Source organism: Streptomyces sp. x-80, from assembly GCF_046549095.1.
Taxonomy (GTDB): domain Bacteria; phylum Actinomycetota; class Actinomycetes; order Streptomycetales; family Streptomycetaceae; genus Streptomyces; species Streptomyces celluloflavus.
In genome coordinates, this window is the sequence record NZ_JAJPWM010000011.1 from 60339 (window position 1) to 76249 (window position 15911).

The window sequence follows — 15911 nt, forward strand, 5'->3', positions numbered from 1 at the left end:
GCGGTACCCGCCCGCCCCCGTACCGCCGCCGCTCCGCGCCGGATTGTCAGTGGGGTCTTCTAGCCTTTCGGCATGACGAGATCCAGCAACGGCCGGAGCGGTGATCGGGACGGCGTCCGGAGCGGCGATCGGGGCGGCATCCGGAACGGCGAGCGGGACGACGGGCAGGGAGGTGTCCGGGCCGACGATCCGCGTGCGCCGGATCCACAGGAAGACGCCGTCTCCGGGGTCCAGAGGTTCTACGCCCGCTCCGCGGCGGTGCTGGCCGAGCGGTACGAGAGCGTGAGCTTCGAGACGGTCCATCGCGACGTCCTGCATCTGCTGCCCGGCGCACCGGCCAGGGCCGCGGACATCGGGGCCGGCACGGGTCGCGACGCCGCGGCGCTGGCCCGGCGCGGCTATGACGTGGTGGCCGTCGAGCCCGTCCGGGAGCTGCGCCAGGTGGCCCGGCGGCTGCACGACGACGTGCCCGTCGCATGGCTGCCGGGAGCACTCCCGGCGCTGACGCCGCTGACCGGGTCGTTCGACCTGATCCTCCTCTCCGCGGTGTGGATGCATCTGGACGAGGCCGAGCGTGAGCCGGCCATGCGCCGGCTGCACGACCTGCTGGCCCCGTCGGGGCGGCTGTTCGTCTCGCTGCGGCACGGGCCGCTGCCCGAGGACCGGCGGATGTTCGACGTGTCCGCCGAGGAAACCGCCGCGACGGCCGGGCGCTGCGGCCTGCGGGTGATCCACACCGGCGCCAACGGCGATGAGCTCGGCCGGGACGAGGTGCACTGGAGCCGGCTGGTCCTGGAGAAGGGGCGGATATGACGGGAAGCGAGTTCTACCGAGTGGAGCCGTCCGCCCGCTCGTCGTGGCGGCTGGCGGTGCTGATGGGCGCCAACTCCCGTACGTACAAGTTCGCGCTGGGCGCCGCCCTCCTGGACCTCGCCCGGCAGGGGCACGCCGAGGTGCCGTTGCGCGATCTCGCGGTCCCCTACGCCATGAGCCTGGTCGAGCACGCCGCGCGGGCCCCGCAGGCGTCCGAGAGGACACCGGTCGGCGCGGCGGATTTCCTGGCCGTCGTCGCCGCCGAGAGCGCGGAGTCACGGCGGCTCGGCACCCCCACCGACCGGCTGCTGGACGCGGCGGTGCGTTCCCTGCCCGGGATGGTGCTGCAGAAGTTCCACAACCTGCGGGGCATCCCCGAACCCCGGCACCGTTTCTACGAAGTGACGGGCAGTGCGGGGAGTGCGGGCGGCTCCCGCGGTCCGGGGCGCCGGATCGTGCGGCTCACCGACGACCTGCACCGGGTGGCGCGGTCGGAGCAGGCCGCGGGACTCCGGGCGGAACTGGGGGCGCGGTGGAGCATCGTCGAGAACTCCTTCGCCACGGGCATCGGCCGCAGCCTCATCGCCGACGGGTTCACCGTCGACCGGGCGGCCTCGGTGCTCACCGACACCCAGCGGCGGCGGTCCGTGGCCGGGGTGACCGAGGCCGTCATCGGCTTTCAGCACGGCCGCTGCCTGACCTGCGGAGATGACATCACGCCGGAGTGCAGGACCGTCGTCGACCATGTCTTTCCGTACGCCCTCATGAAGCGCTACGGCAGCGTTTCGGGCTGGTCCGGCCCCGATCTGGACCAACTGTGGAACCTCGCCCCCGCCCACGAGACGTGCAACAGCGTGAAGAGCGACCGACTGCCCACCGACGACGAACTCCGGCGGCTCGCCCGCCGCAATACGGCGATCATGGAGTCCCCGGTTCCGCTCAAACGGACGCTTCAGCTCAGCCTGGCGGCCCCGGGCAACGGCCGCGGCCCCGGCGGCTGGCCGGAGTTCCTGCGCGAGGTGCGCGGACTGGTCTCCTGACGGCGGGGGCACACACCGCCTCCTACGACGAACCGGACCGCGTCACCCGGCGCGGAGACACCGCCCTCACCCACGGCGGCGGCTCCGACAACCTGCCCGGCGACGGCGCCCTCGGGCCTGCCCCCGGTCAAGGTCACCGGGCTGGGGAGAAGGCGGTGATCAGACGGGCTCATGCGACGCGGCGGACCGGAATCCCCCCTGGCGGGGAGCGGCCCGGAGCGATCGATCCCCTCGGGGACATCCCCACAACCTCACAGGGACGTTTCAGGGACTTCCCCCGCCCATCCCAGGGAGGTTCCAGGGACTCTCCACCGCGTGGGCGGAGCAGGCCCCGACAGCGCTGAAAGAAGCGAAAGCACTGGTCAGGGCCTGTCCCCTCAGCACTCGATGATGTTCACCGCCAGCCCGCCCCGGGCGGTCTCCTTGTATTTGACGCTCATGTCGGCGCCGGTCTCCTTCATGGTCTTGATGACCTTGTCGAGGGAGACGTGATGGCGGCCGTCGCCGCGCAGGGCCATGCGGGCGGCGGTGATGGCCTTGACTGCGGCCATGCCGTTGCGTTCGATGCACGGGATCTGGACGAGGCCGCCGACCGGGTCGCAGGTCAGGCCCAGGTTGTGTTCCATGCCGATCTCGGCGGCGTTCTCGACCTGTTCGGGGGAGCCGCCGAGCACCTCGGCCAGGCCGCCGGCGGCCATCGAGCAGGCGGAGCCGACCTCGCCCTGGCAGCCGACCTCGGCGCCGGAGATGGAGGCGTTCTCCTTGAAGAGCATGCCGATCGCGCCCGCGGCGAGCAGGAAGCGGACGACACCGTCCTCGTCCGCGCCGGGCACGAAGTTGATGTAGTAGTGCAGGACGGCCGGGATGATGCCGGCCGCGCCGTTGGTGGGCGCGGTGACGACCCGGCCACCGGCCGCGTTCTCCTCGTTGACGGCCATGGCGTAGAGGGTGACCCACTCCATCGCGTGCGCCAGCGGGTCGCCCTCGGAGCGCAGCTGGCGGGCGGAGTGCGCGGCCCGCCGGCGGACCTTCAGACCGCCCGGCAGGATGCCCTCCTGGGACATGCCGCGGGCGACGCAGGACTGCATGACCTGCCAGATCTCCAGCAGCCCCGTGCGGATCTCCGCCTCGGTGCGCCACGCCTTCTCGTTCTCCAGCATCAGCGCGGCGATGGACAGACCGGATTCCCGGGAGAGCCGCAGCAGCTCGTCGCCGGTGCGGAAGGGGTGCGTCAGGACGGTGTCGTCGAGTTTGATGCGGTCCTCGCCGACCGCGTCCTCGTCGACGACGAAGCCGCCGCCCACCGAGTAGTACGTCTTCTCCAGCAGCGGGGCGCCGGTCGCGTCGTACGCGTAGAGCGTCATGCCGTTGGCGTGGTACGGCAGGAAGCGGCGGCGGTGCAGGATCAGCTCGGTCGACTCGTCGAAGTCGATCTCGTGGTCGGTGCCTATCTCCGCGCCCAGCAGCCGCAGCCGCTTGGTCGTGCGGATCCGCTCGACCTCCTCGTCGGCGCGCGTCACGTCGACGGTGCGCGGGGAGTGGCCCTCCAGGCCGAGGAGGACGGCCTTGGGGGTGCCGTGGCCGTGGCCGGTGGCGCCGAGCGAACCGAACAGCTCGGCGCGCACCGAGGCCGTCTGGGCGAGCAGACCGTCCTTCTTGAGGCGTCCGACGAACATCCGGGCGGCACGCATCGGGCCGACGGTGTGCGAGCTGGACGGCCCGATGCCGATGGAGAAGAGGTCGAACACGGAGATGGCCACGGTGGCGGACTCCCTTGTCTGCTCGTGGTGGACGGTGGAGCAATGGGGCAGGAAGGTACGTTTCTGCGCCGACTGTCGAGCGTAACCCGGAGACGGCACAGGCCGTCAGACGGAGGTCTTCGGGCGGCCGTCGCCGGGGGAAACGGAGGGTGCCGGCGCGGCCTCGCCGGTCACGGCCGGAGCGGTGGCCCTGCCGTCCGCGGCCGGTGCGGCGTCCGCGCCGTCGATGACCGGGTCCGGGCCCGGCAGACCCGCCTGGTGGGCCTTGACCCCGGCGCGGACCGCCCAGAAGTAGAAGGCCAGGGCCGAGAGGGCGACGAGGGCGATGTCCAGGCCGCCGGGGATGGTGCCCCGGCCGCCGAACTCGGTGCTGCCGAGCGCCGAGAGCAGCGCCATCCACAGCAGGAAGGCGACCATCCACCAGGCGGGGGCGAACTGCCGGCGCAGGTTCCGCTCGCCCTTGCGGCGCAGGACGATCGCGGCGATCGGTACGGAGACCAGCGTGAGCAGCGCGACCTTGCCGGTGTCGGGCCACTTGGACCAGTACAGGGCGCAGGCGGCGAAGGCGAAGGTGACCGGGCAGAGGATCTTGGCGGCGGGCAGCCGGAAGGGGCGCGGGAGCTCCGGTTTGGTCTGCCGGAAGACGCCGACCGCGATCGGGCCGATGAGGTACGAGATGACCATGGCGGCCGAGATCACGCTGGCCAGGGCCTGCCAGCTGTGGCCGACGGTGACCAGCAGAAGGAAGGAGAAGCCGAGGTTGAGCCACATCGCGGGGCGCGCGGTGCCGTACTTGGGGTGCACGGCGGCCAGCTTCTTGGGGAAGAAGCCGGTCTCGGAGAGGTTCTTGACCATGTACGCGGCGGACGCGACGTTGGCGATGTTGGAGCCGGCCGGCGAGATGAACGCGCCGAACTGGAGCATCGTGACGACCCAGTGCAGCATCAGCAGCTTGGCGAGGTCGGCGAAGGGCGAGCTGAAGTTCACGCCCTGCCAGCCGCCGGCCTGGGCGAGCTGCTCGGGCGGTACGGCGCCCAGGAAGGCGGTCTGCAACGCCAGGTAGATCACCAGGCCCAGCGAGAGCGCGCCGACCAGGGCGATCGGGATGGCCCGGCCGGGGTTTTTGGCGGCGCCGCCGAGATTGACCACGGCCTGGAAGCCGTTGAAGGCGAAGACGACACCGGAGGTGGTGACGGCGGTGAGCACCGCGGGCCAGCCGTACGGGGCGAAGCCGCCCTGCGAGGTGAAGTTGGAGGTGTGGAAGCCGGACGCGATCAGGGCGATCACGGCGAGTACCGGGATCGCGAACTTGATCAGGGTGAGGAAGGTGTTGGCGCGGGCCAGCAGCTGTACCGACCAGTAGCAGGTCAGCCAGAGCGCGACGGTCAGGAGCAGCGCGACGCCCACGCCGGCGGTGGTCAGCTGGTGGCCGGCCGGGTCGACCAGGCCCTGGGCCCAGCCGAAGTTCCAGGACGCCATGTACTGGGTGGCGGCGATCGACTCGATCGGGATCAGTGAGGCGACCGCGATCCACACCGCCCAGCCGGTGATGAAGCCGAGCACCGGACCGTGCGAGATATGGCCGTAGCGGGCCATGCCGCCGGGTATCGGATAGGCGGAGCCGACCTCCGCGTAGGACATGGCGATCATGCCGATGAAGACCGCGCCGATCACCCAGGCCGCCAGGGCCGCCGGGCCTGCCACCTGGGCAGCGGCGCCGGCGCCGAAGAGCCAGCCGGAGCCGAAGATCGAGCCGATGCCGATCATGATCAAGGCGAAGAGGCTGAGCCCCTTCCGGTTGCCCGCGCTCATGTCCATGGAGTGCGTGTCCGTCCTGATGTCGTGGAAAAGCCGCTCGTCATTGAGTGGCTACTGCCACCTTATTTGCTGAAAAATCGCAAAAAGCCAGGCAGACGGGCCGCGAGCCCGGGACCAACGGCCCCGGGCCCGCGGCCCGTTCGTCCCGCACCCGCCGGCTTTCCGGCGGGCTCCCGCGGTCACCTCGTGAAACGTGTCACAGTGACGGGTACAGCGGGTGCTTGTCGGCGAGGGCGGTGACCCGGGCCTTGAGCGACTCGGCGTCGTACGCCGGCTTCAGCGCCTCGGCGATGATGTCCGCCACCTCGCGGAAGTCCTCGTCCTGGAAGCCACGGGTGGCCAGCGCCGGGGTGCCGATCCGCAGACCCGAGGTGACCATCGGCGGCCGCGGGTCGTTCGGGATGGCGTTGCGGTTGACGGTGATGCCGACCTCGTGGAGCCGGTCCTCGGCCTGCCGGCCGTCCAGCTCGCTGTTGCGCAGGTCGACCAGGACGAGGTGGACGTCCGTACCGCCGGAGAGGACGGAGACACCGGCCTCCGTCACATCGGACCGCATCAGCCGCTCGGCGAGGATGCGGGCGCCGTCCAGGGTGCGCTGCTGGCGCTCCTTGAACTCCTCGGTCGCCGCGACCTTGAAGGACACCGCCTTCGCCGCGATGACGTGCTCCAGCGGACCGCCCTGCTGGCCCGGGAAGACCGCCGAGTTGATCTTCTTGGCGAGCTCCTGGGTGGAGAGGATCACGCCACCGCGCGGACCGCCGAGGGTCTTGTGCGTGGTGGTCGTGACGACATGCGCGTGCGGTACGGGGGAGGGGTGCAGCCCCGCCGCGACCAGACCGGCGAAGTGCGCCATGTCGACCATCAGGTACGCGCCGACCTCGTCCGCGATCCGGCGGAAGGCGGCGAAGTCCAGCTGGCGCGGGTACGCGGACCAGCCGGCCACGATCAGCTTCGGGCGGTGCTCCTTGGCGAGCCGCTCGACCTCGTCCATGTCGACCAGGTTCGACTTCTCGTCGACGTGGTAGGGCACCACGTTGTAGAGCTTGCCGGAGAAGTTGATCTTCATGCCGTGGGTGAGGTGCCCGCCGTGCGCGAGGTTCAGGCCCAGGATGGTGTCGCCCGGCTTGATCAGCGCGAACATCGCGGCCGCGTTGGCCTGCGCGCCCGAGTGCGGCTGGACATTGGCGGCCTCGGCGCCGAAGAGCGCCTTGATCCGGTCGATGGCGATCTGCTCGACGACGTCGACGTGCTCGCAGCCGCCGTAGTAGCGGCGGCCCGGGTAGCCCTCGGCGTACTTGTTGGTGAGGACGGAGCCCTGGGCCTCCATGACGGCGACCGGAGCGAAGTTCTCCGACGCGATCATTTCGAGGGTGGACTGCTGACGGTGGAGCTCGGCGTCGACGGCGGCGGCGACGTCGGGGTCGAGCTCATGGAGGGAGCTGTTGAGAAGCGACATGAGTCTTTCCTGGAGGGTCAGGGGGCGCGAAGCGCTTCCACGTGGGCGGTGGCGGATGGCCGGCGGAGCGGTCTCAGCCGGCGGTGAAGGCGGTGTACTCGTCGGCCGTGAGCAGATCGTCCGGCTCGCCGGTGAGCTTCACCTTGAACAGCCAGCCGCCCTCGAACGGAGCGGAGTTCACCAGCGAGGGGTCGCCGACGACCTCCTCGTTGACCTCGGTGACCTCGCCGTCGACGGGCGAGTAGAGATCGCTGACCGACTTGGTCGACTCCAGCTCACCGCAGGTCTCGCCCGCCGTGACCGTCGTACCGACCTCGGGAAGGTCCACGTAGACGACGTCGCCGAGCGCGTTGGAGGCGTGCTCGGTGATGCCGACCGTCGAGACGCCCTCCGCGGCGTCCGACAGCCACTCGTGCTCCTTGCTGTAGCGCAGCTGCTGGGGGTTGCTCATGTCTTGATTCTCCTGTACGCGGTGGTGTGATCGTGAAAGGGGTCTTGCCCAGTGAGACGCGTCGGGCGCGCCGGCGCCGCCGCGCACGCGCGCGGGGGTTCGGCGCCGGGCGCTACTTCTGCCGCTTGTAGAAGGGCAGCGCGACGACGTCGTACGCCTCATGGCTGCCGCGGATGTCCACGGCGACGCCCTCGGTGCCCGGTTCGGCGTACGCCGCGTCGACATACGCGATGGCGATCGGCTTCCCGAGGGTGGGGGAGGGGGCCCCGGAGGTGACCTCGCCGATGACGGTGCCGTCGGCCGCGACGACCTCGTAGCCGGCGCGCGGCACCCGGCGGCCCTCCGCGATCAGGCCGACGAGCTTGCGCGGCGGGCTGACCTCGGCGCGCGCGGCGGCCGCCGCCAGCGCGTCCCGGCCCACGAAGGCACCGCCGTTGGTGGTCTTCTCGAACTTCACGACCCGGCCGAGGCCCGCGTCGAACGGCGTGGTCGCGGTGGTCAGCTCGTGCCCGTACAGCGGCATGCCCGCCTCCAGGCGCAGCGTGTCCCGGCAGGACAGGCCGCACGGGACGAGACCGGCGTCCTTGCCCGCCACGGTCAGCGCCGCCCACAGCGCGGCCGCGTCGGCGGGCCGCACGAACAGCTCGAAACCGTCCTCGCCGGTGTATCCGGTACGGGCGATCAGCGCGTCCACCCCGGCGACCGTACCGGGCAGACCCGCGTAGTACTTGAGGCCGTCCAGATCGGCGTCCGTCAGCGACTTGAGGATGCCGGGGGACTCGGGGCCCTGCACCGCGAGCAGCGCGTACGCGTCCCGGTCGTCGCGGATCGCCGCGTCGAAGCCGCCGGCCCGCGCGGTCAGCGCGTCCAGCACCACCTGGGCGTTCGAGGCGTTGGCGACGACCATGAACTCCAGGTCGGCGAGGCGGTAGACGATCAGGTCGTCGAGGATGCCGCCCGCCGCGTCGCAGATCATCGTGTAGCGGGCGCGGCCGGGCCTGACGCCGCCGATGTTGCCCACCAGCGCGTAGTCGAGCAGGTCGGCGGCCTGCGGGCCGGTGACGGTGATCTCGCCCATGTGGGAGAGGTCGAAGAGGCCGGCGCGGGTGCGGACGGCGACATGCTCGTCGCGCTCACTGGCGTAGCGCAGCGGCATGTCCCAGCCCGCGAAGTCGGTCATGGTCGCGCCGAGCGCGCGGTGCGTGGCGTCCAGCGCGGTACGACGGGGGGCATCAGTCATGGTTCCGGGCTCCCAGGCAAGGGTGACAAGACGTTCTCCCCATCTGTCATCGGAACCTGAGAGGTTCACCGGGAGTCCGTGACCGGAACCTGGTTTGCACCTTGGGTGGAGCCGCCCCTTCAGCCGGGCAGTGACTCGCTTTTCAGATCTGCCTCGCCCGCGCGGTATAGGGGCCTGAGAGATTCAAGGGAGGACTTGCTCCTTCGGCGCCCCGCCGTGGCGGCCGGGGACTCTCCCGCGCGGATTCAAGCGGCCGGTATGCAGTTGGCCGTGCACGGATGAGCACTCGTGTGCACGTGGCGCCGACATCATTGCACGGGATCGCCGGATGCAGGAGACCTGGCCGCCACCCCGCCCGGGACGGCGGCGGATCGGTGAATCGCCGTACCGGACATTGCCTTTTCTTTACACTCAGCGGCAGGGGACGGATCCGCTCCGGACCCCACCGGACGGGGAGGGCGAACACGGTGCACCAGGAAGCCGCCTGCGCGACCACGGCGGGAGCCGCGCCACTGCCCCCGGCCCGGCGCGCCCCCGCACCCCCGGCCGCCGGCGGACCCGCGGACGGCGCCGGGGTCCTGGACCTGAGGGGACTGCGCGCGGCCCGGCGCGCGGCCGGACTGCGCTTCCCCGCGGGCGCCCTCGTGGTGTTCTCCGGTCTGCCCGGCAGCGGCAAGAGCACCCTGATGCGCCGCGCCGTACCGCCCCTGGACCGGCGCGGCAGGGCGGTGCACCGCATCGACTCGCAGGACGTCCGCGCCCGCTGGGCGCGCGGCCGGCTGCGCCCGCTGCCGTACGTCCTCTACCGGCCGCTGGTCCGGGCCGCCCACTACCTCGCGCTGCGCCGCGCGCTGCGCTCCGGCGGCAGCGTGGTGGTGCACGACTGCGGGACGCTGGTGTGGGTGCGGCGCTGGATCGCGCGGGCGGCCGGCCGCGGCGGCCGCGGGCTGCATCTGGTGCTGCTCGATGTGCCGCCCGAGGCGGCGCGGTCCGGCCAGCGGGCCCGGGGGCGCGGCGTCTCCCGGTACGCCTTCGCCCGGCACCGCAGGGCGGTGGGCAGGCTGCTCGGCGCGGCGGAGGCGGCCCGGCTGCCGGCCGGCTTCGCCTCGGCGGTGCTGCTGGACCGGCGGGCGGCCCGCGCGCTGGAGACGGTCACCTTCGAATAGCGGCGGCCGCGCGCCGCGGTGTCCGGCTCCGTGACCGCGCGCCCGGCGCGGCCGTCCGCGCCCGTCCGTCGTCGGCGCACCCCGCCACCAGCCGCTAGGGTCGTTGGCCAGACAGCGCGGCCGGGAACGGGTGGATGGACATGAACTTTCAGGAGCAGGGGATACCGCAACTGGCGTGGCCCGCGAACGAGCTCGAAGAGGTGCTCTCGGCATCGCTCGGGCACCCGGGCGCGGGCGGCCGGATCGTCGAGGTGCTGGGCCGCAGCCGGGTGTGGGTGCCGCTGCCCCATGGCGGCGGTCCGGACAGCGCGGGCCCCGGGGCCGCCGGCCTCGATCTGCCGACCCTCGGGATCGACGGCGTGGCGTACGTCCCGGTCTTCAGCTCCGAGCAGGAGTTCCGGCGGGTCGTCGGACCGCAGATGTCCTTCGCCGTCGCGCCCGCCCAGGAGTTCGCCCGCGGGCTGCCGCCGCAGCTCGGTATCGCGGTCAACCCCGACGGCACGGTCGGCGTCCCGCTGCCGCCGCCCGCGGTGGCGGAACTCTGCCGGACGGGGCGCACGGAAGCGGACGGCCCGGCGACCGGCGGGCGGGTGCGGCTCTTCGAACCGGACTGGCAGGACGAGCCGGTGGACTTCCTGGCCGCGGCGGGACTGGAGTTCTCCGCCGCCGGTTTTGTCCTGACTGCCCGGCGTGCCCTGGCCAGCGTCGAGGGCGACACGCCCGCGCTGTTCGTCGGCGTCGAGGTCGAGACGGCCCCTGAGGCGCTGCACGACGGCACCGCCCACCAGGCGGTCCTGACGGCGCTGGGCCGGGCGCTCGGAGCGGTGCCGGTGCCGTGGCCCGTGCAGCTGGTGATGCTGGACATCGCGCAGGGCGACCCGGTCGCCGACCGGATGCTGGAGCGGGTGCGGCCCTTCTACTCCCGGGACCACTCGTAAGCTGGTTGGATGACGGGCGGGCGCACCCCACGTGCCCTGCCGAAGAAGGGACGGACCACGTGAGCGCGGGTGCGCATCAGGGAGCCGCGGCGGCCGGGCAGGTCGAGCAGATGCTGCAACAGGTCGCGCCCGGCCGGTACGACGCCTACGAAGCGCTGCTGCACGCTCTCGCCGCCGGCCGGGTCTGGATGCTCCTGTGGCACGGCCGGGCCGGGATGCCCGACGCGCAGTACGGAAACATGGAGGTCGAAGGGCTCGGCTACGCGCCGTGCGTGACCTCCGAGCCCGAACTCGCCGCCTCCGGCTGGAACCGTGACCACGAACTCGTCACCGGCCCCGACATCGCCGCCGCGCTCTTCCCCGACCGCTGGGGGCTGTGGCTGAACCCGCACGCCCCCGGCGGCGGCGTCGGCATCCCGTGGCTGGATCTGCGCCGGATCGCCGGGGGTCTCGACCGGCTGCCCGCCGGACCGCTGCGGATCACCGAACCAGCCCTTGACATCCCGCAGTTCTATGCCCTCTTGGTCCAAAATGCCCACCGGACGCCCGCTGTGCGGTCGTTGCGCCGGGCTTGGGTGCAGCCTGCCCTCGGTGTCCCATATCTGGCGATCGGGCTGGATCTGTACGACACCGGTCAAGTCGCCGTGGATGCGGTGCGGTTGATGATCCAGCAGTCCATCGGGGCGGTTCCGGACGGTTTGCCCGTATCGACCGTCGCGATGAACGACGAGTACGACCCCGTCGGGATGTGGATGCGGGCCTCGGCGCGCCCGTTCTTCGACCGCGATGACTACGGCCGGCCCGCCGGCCAGGCCCCCGCCCCGTCCTACGGCTACGGATACCCGCGCCCCTACTGACGCGGGCCGCCGCCGCGGCGCGCCGCTTCGGGGTAATTCGCCCCGAGCGCCCAGTGGTTGAGTTTCCCTCCCATGGTCGATACGTCCGCTGAGCCGCCTCAGTTGTCCGGATATCGGAACCCCCGGACCACATCACAGTTGCGCATCCATTCACCGTCAGGTCTGGTGACTGATCGCGAATCCGATGAAGACTCCCGCAAGCACAGGGTTTAAACCCGGAGTGCGAACGCCATGCAGACAGGCGTTGCGGGTATCTGCGAACTTCCGTTGTGCGAACTTTCGTGGTGCCCCGGACGACTTGCCAGAGTGATGTGAACCAGGCCGCTACCGCGGCGGGCATGGGCCGGCCACCGTCGGCCGAGAGGGGTCAAAGGCACCGTGACCGCACCGATCGAGACCACCGGGGCGGCTGCCGAGGCGCAGCCGGAAGCGGTGCTTCAGGGCGTCGAGAAAAAGCGGATCGAGGGGCGCTCGCTCGGCCAGATCGCCTGGCTGCGCTTCCGACGCGACAAGATCGCCGTGGCCGGCGCCGTCGTCGTCGTCCTGCTCATCGCGATCGCCGCACTCTCCCGCCCCCTCCAGGCCCTGCTGGGCCTGGACCCGAACAGCCCGAACCAGGCGCTGATCGACCCCAACACCACACTGCCCAAGGGCGATTTCGGCGGCATGAGCGCCGACCACCCACTGGGCGTGGACCCCAAGTTCGGCCGTGACCTGCTGGCCCGTGTGCTGGAGGGCTCCTGGGTCTCGCTGATCGTCGCCTTCGGGGCGACCCTGCTGTCCGTGGCGATCGGCACCGTCCTCGGTGTGGTCGCGGGCTTCTACCGCGGGCGGGTCGACGCGGTCATCAGCCGGCTGATGGACGTCTTCCTGGCGTTCCCGCTGCTGCTGTTCGCCATTGCGATCTCCGCCTCGCTCCAGGGCGGTGCGTTCGGGCTGAGCGGTCTGCCGCTGCACCTCGGAGTGCTGATCTTCGTGATCGGCTTCTTCAACTGGCCCTATATGGGCCGCATCGTGCGGGCCCAGACGCTGTCGCTGCGCGAGCGGGAGTTCGTGGACGCGGCTCGCGGTATGGGTGCGCGCGGCCCCTTCATTCTCTTCCGGGAACTGCTGCCCAACCTGGTGGGCCCGATCGTCGTCTACTCGACGCTGCTGATCCCCTCCAACATCCTCTTCGAGGCGGCCCTCAGCTTCCTCGGCGTCGGTATCCAGCCGCCCCAGGCATCCTGGGGCGGCATGCTCAACCAGGCGGTCAAGTTCTACGAGGTCGACCCTCAGTACATGATCGTCCCCGGTCTCGCCATCTTTGTCACCGTGCTCGCGTTCAACCTGCTCGGTGACGGTCTGCGGGACGCGCTGGACCCGCGCAGCCGCTGACGCCTGCCGGGCATCTGCCCAGAAGCTTCCACCAGTTTTCAGCTTTTCCGGACTTTTGAACGGTTTCGACGGTTTCAACGGTTCTCGACGAACGAAGGGGACACAGACCATCATGCGAAGGTCAGCTCCGGTCGCGGCGATAGCGGCCATCACCAGTACCGGCCTCTTGCTGGCCGGTTGCAGCGGGGGCGGCGGCTCCAGCAGCGGCGGGTCCGCGAAGGCGAACGCCGCCACCCAGGGGATCGTCAACGTCTCGGACGAGAAGGGCGGCACGCTCAACTACGAGATGAGCGACGCGCCCGAGTCCTTCGACCCGGGCAACACGTACTACGCCTTCGTCTACAACTTCAGCCGCCTCTACGCGCGTTCGCTGACGACCTTCAAGCCGGGCCCCGGTCCGAAGGGCAACGAGCTGACCCCCGACCTCGCCGAGTCGATGGGCAAGCCGAGCGACGGCGGCAAGACCTGGACGTACAAGCTCCGCAAGGGCGTCAAGTACGAGGACGGCTCCGCCGTCACCTCCCAGGACGTCAAGTACGCGATCGAGCGCAGCAACTTCGCCCGCGACACCCTCTCCCTGGGCCCGAACTACTTCCAGCAGTTCCTTGAGGACAACGAGGGCGGCTACAAGGGCCCGTACAAGGACAAGAGCAAGGAGGGCCTGAAGTCCATCGAGACCCCGGACGAGCAGACCCTCATCTTCCACCTGAAGAAGCCGTTCGCGGAGTTCGACTACCTGGTCAGCGCGCCGCAGACCGCCCCCGTCCCGCAGGCCAAGGACAAGGGCGCCGACTACACCAAGTCGGTTGTCTCCTCCGGTTCGTACAAGTTCGAGAGCTACGAAGAGGGCAAGCAGCTCACCCTGGTGCGCAACCCGCAGTGGTCGGCCGCCACGGACCCGCTGCGCAAGCAGCTGCCGGAAAAGATCACCCTGAAGCTGAAGGTGGCCCAGTCCACCATCGACAAGGACCTCAAGTCCGGTGCCACGAACCTGGACCTGGCGGGCAAGGGTGTGGACGCGCAGACCCAGGCGCAGCTCCTGACGAACTCCAAGGACAAGGAAAACACCGACAACGCCCTCGGGCAGCGGCTGTCCTACACGGCGATCAACACCCAGGTGAAGCCGTTCGACAACGTCGAGTGCCGCAAGGCCGTCGAGTACGCCATCGACAAGAAGGCCGTGCAGACGGCGCTGGGCGGCCCGATCCGCGGTGACATCGCCTCCACCGTCCTGCCGACCGACATCGACGGCTACCAGAAGTTCGACCTGTACCCGCAGAAGTACTCCGGTGGCGCGCTGGACCTGACCGAGGCCAAGAAGCACTGGGACAAGTGCGGCGCCGGCAAGATCACCACCGCCATCCTGGCCCGCAGCGACCGCCAGGAAGAGGTGGACGCGGCGACCTCGGTCATCGACTCGCTGAAGAAGATCGGCATCACCGCCAAGATCCAGCAGTACCCCTCCAGCAAGTACTTCTCGGACTACGCCGGTGTGCCGGAGTTCACCAAGCAGAACAACGTCGGCCTGATGATGATGCAGTGGGGCGCGGACTTCCCGACCGGCTACGGCTACCTCCAGCAGATCCTCAACGGCAAGGCCATCGGCACCTCCGGCATCTCCAACCTGTCGCAGCTGGACAACCCGGAGATCAACAACCTCCTGGACACCGCGATCGCCAACACCGACAAGACCGCGCGGGAGAAGGCGTACGCCGAGGTCGACAAGAAGGCGATGGAGCAGGCCGCAATCGTTCCGCTCACCTACTTCAAGGTCCTGAACTACCGCTCTCCCAAGGCCACCAACCTGGTGTCGACCTCCGCGTACAGCGGGCAGTACGACTACCTCAACGTCGGCGTCAAGAAGTAAGCCCCGGAAGGCAGGTGAAGGCATTGGTGCCCGCGGGCCTCCGTGGCTCGCGGGCACCGACGCCGCATCCCCGTGTTCTCGTACATCATCCGCAGGTTGATCAGCGCGGTGATCCTGCTGCTGATCGTCAGCGCGGTCACCTTCGGCATCTTCTTCCTGCTGCCGAAGCTCGCCGGGCAGACCACTGACCAGCTTGCCCAGCAGTACATCGGAAAGGCCCCCACACCCGCGGACATCGCCGCGGTGAAGAAGAACCTCGGCTTGGACAAGCCCGTGTACGAGCAGTACTGGGACTTCCTCAAGGGCATCTTCGTCGGCGTCGACTACAAGTTCGGCCCGGAAGCGGCGCGTTGCAACGTGCCGTGCTTCGGATACTCCTTCAAGACCCATATCGAGGTCTGGCCCGAGATCCAGTCGCGCCTTCCGGTCACCATGTCGCTGGCCTTCGGTGCGGCGGTCGTCTGGCTGGTCTCCGGCATCACCACCGGCGTCATCTCCGCGCTCCGCCCCGGCTCGGTCTTCGACCGGCTCTCCATGGGTGTGGCCCTGGCCGGCGTCTCGCTCCCCATGTTCTTCACCGGCGCCCTGGCGCTGGCCCTGTTCACCTATCAATGGCCGATCTTCGAGCGAAGCGACTACATCCCGCTGTTCGAGAATCCGTTCCTCTGGGCGAGAACCCTGGTTCTGCCCTGGGTCACGCTGGCCTTCCTCTATTCGGCGCTCTACGCCCGCCTCACCAGAGCGGGCATGATGGAGACGCTGGGTGAGGACTACATCCGCACCGCGCGGGCCAAGGGTCTGCACGAGCGCAAGGTCGTCGTACGGCACGGTCTGCGGGCGGCGCTCACCCCGATCATCACGGTCTTCGGTATGGACCTGGGCCTGCTGCTGGGCGGTGCGCTCATCACCGAACAGGTCTTCTCCCTCCAGGGAGTCGGGGCCTTCGCGGTGCAGGCGATCACCGACAACGACCTGCCGAAGGTCCTCGGTGTCACGCTGCTCGCCGCGTTCTTCATCGTCCTTTGCAACCTGGTGGTGGACGTGCTGTACGCCGCCGTAGACCCGCGGGTGAGGCTCTCGTGACCGACTCCTCCGAGAACCAGACCGAGCCGGCCGCGAAGGCCGCGA

13 protein-coding genes and 1 riboswitch are annotated in these 15911 nt (G+C 70.2%); of the genes, 8 read left to right on the plus strand and 5 right to left on the minus strand.

All coding sequences use genetic code 11. The annotated features are described in order from the left end of the window. Positions 1–72 precede the first annotated feature (72 nt). On the plus strand, positions 73–813 hold the full coding sequence (locus ACLJWH_RS22685; RefSeq protein WP_411143576.1) for a class I SAM-dependent methyltransferase: 741 nt from the start codon (positions 73–75) through the stop codon (positions 811–813). Further along, positions 810–1853, plus strand: coding sequence for an HNH endonuclease (locus tag ACLJWH_RS22690; RefSeq protein WP_411143577.1), 1044 nt, complete (start codon positions 810–812; stop codon positions 1851–1853). The genes ACLJWH_RS22685 and ACLJWH_RS22690 overlap by 4 nt, the downstream gene beginning before the upstream one ends. Positions 1854–2230: 377 nt before the next feature. Here the strand turns inward: ACLJWH_RS22690 and ACLJWH_RS22695 are convergent, their stop codons facing one another. The 5 genes from ACLJWH_RS22695 to gcvT form a co-directional block, all read right to left on the minus strand. Further along, positions 2231–3613 carry an L-serine ammonia-lyase gene (locus tag ACLJWH_RS22695; protein WP_411143578.1) on the minus strand — a complete coding sequence of 461 codons (1383 nt, stop codon included), beginning with the start codon at positions 3611–3613 and terminating at the stop codon, positions 2231–2233. A gap of 105 nt (positions 3614–3718) precedes the next feature. Next, positions 3719–5431 carry an APC family permease gene (locus ACLJWH_RS22700; RefSeq protein ID WP_411143579.1) on the minus strand — a complete coding sequence of 571 codons (1713 nt, stop codon included), beginning with the start codon at positions 5429–5431 and terminating at the stop codon, positions 3719–3721. 196 nt (positions 5432–5627) lie between these two features. After that, on the minus strand, positions 5628–6887 hold the full coding sequence (gene glyA / locus ACLJWH_RS22705) for a serine hydroxymethyltransferase (protein WP_411143580.1): 1260 nt from the start codon (positions 6885–6887) through the stop codon (positions 5628–5630). A 73-nt stretch (positions 6888–6960) separates the two neighbouring features. After that, a complete protein-coding gene (gene gcvH, locus ACLJWH_RS22710) occupies positions 6961–7338 on the minus strand; it encodes a glycine cleavage system protein GcvH (RefSeq protein ID WP_052856354.1) in 378 nt (125 codons plus the stop codon). 112 nt (positions 7339–7450) lie between these two features. After that, entirely contained in the window at positions 7451–8578 is a 1128-nt protein-coding gene (gene gcvT / locus ACLJWH_RS22715; protein ID WP_411143581.1) for a glycine cleavage system aminomethyltransferase GcvT, read from the minus strand. A gap of 152 nt (positions 8579–8730) precedes the next feature. Continuing rightward, a riboswitch (glycine riboswitch) is annotated at positions 8731–8826 on the minus strand. A 219-nt stretch (positions 8827–9045) separates the two neighbouring features. Between gcvT and ACLJWH_RS22720 the strand changes: the two genes are divergently transcribed. The 6 genes from ACLJWH_RS22720 (at position 9046) to ACLJWH_RS22745 (ending at position 15866) form a co-directional block, all read left to right on the plus strand. Further along, a complete protein-coding gene (locus tag ACLJWH_RS22720) occupies positions 9046–9744 on the plus strand; it encodes an AAA family ATPase (protein WP_411143582.1) in 699 nt (232 codons plus the stop codon). Between the two features lie 140 nt (positions 9745–9884). Continuing rightward, a complete protein-coding gene (locus tag ACLJWH_RS22725; RefSeq protein ID WP_411143583.1) occupies positions 9885–10682 on the plus strand; it encodes an enhanced serine sensitivity protein SseB in 798 nt (265 codons plus the stop codon). A 59-nt stretch (positions 10683–10741) separates the two neighbouring features. Next, positions 10742–11539: an enhanced serine sensitivity protein SseB C-terminal domain-containing protein gene (locus tag ACLJWH_RS22730; protein WP_411143584.1), complete on the plus strand. Its 798-nt coding sequence runs from the start codon at positions 10742–10744 to the stop codon at positions 11537–11539. A 378-nt stretch (positions 11540–11917) separates the two neighbouring features. Continuing rightward, entirely contained in the window at positions 11918–12916 is a 999-nt protein-coding gene (locus tag ACLJWH_RS22735; RefSeq protein ID WP_052856349.1) for an ABC transporter permease, read from the plus strand. Positions 12917–13028: 112 nt separating this feature from the next. Beyond that, positions 13029–14783, plus strand: coding sequence for an ABC transporter substrate-binding protein (locus ACLJWH_RS22740; RefSeq protein WP_411143585.1), 1755 nt, complete (start codon positions 13029–13031; stop codon positions 14781–14783). 72 nt (positions 14784–14855) lie between these two features. Then, on the plus strand, positions 14856–15866 hold the full coding sequence (locus ACLJWH_RS22745) for an ABC transporter permease (protein ID WP_411143586.1): 1011 nt from the start codon (positions 14856–14858) through the stop codon (positions 15864–15866). The last annotated feature ends 45 nt before the right edge of the window (positions 15867–15911 follow it).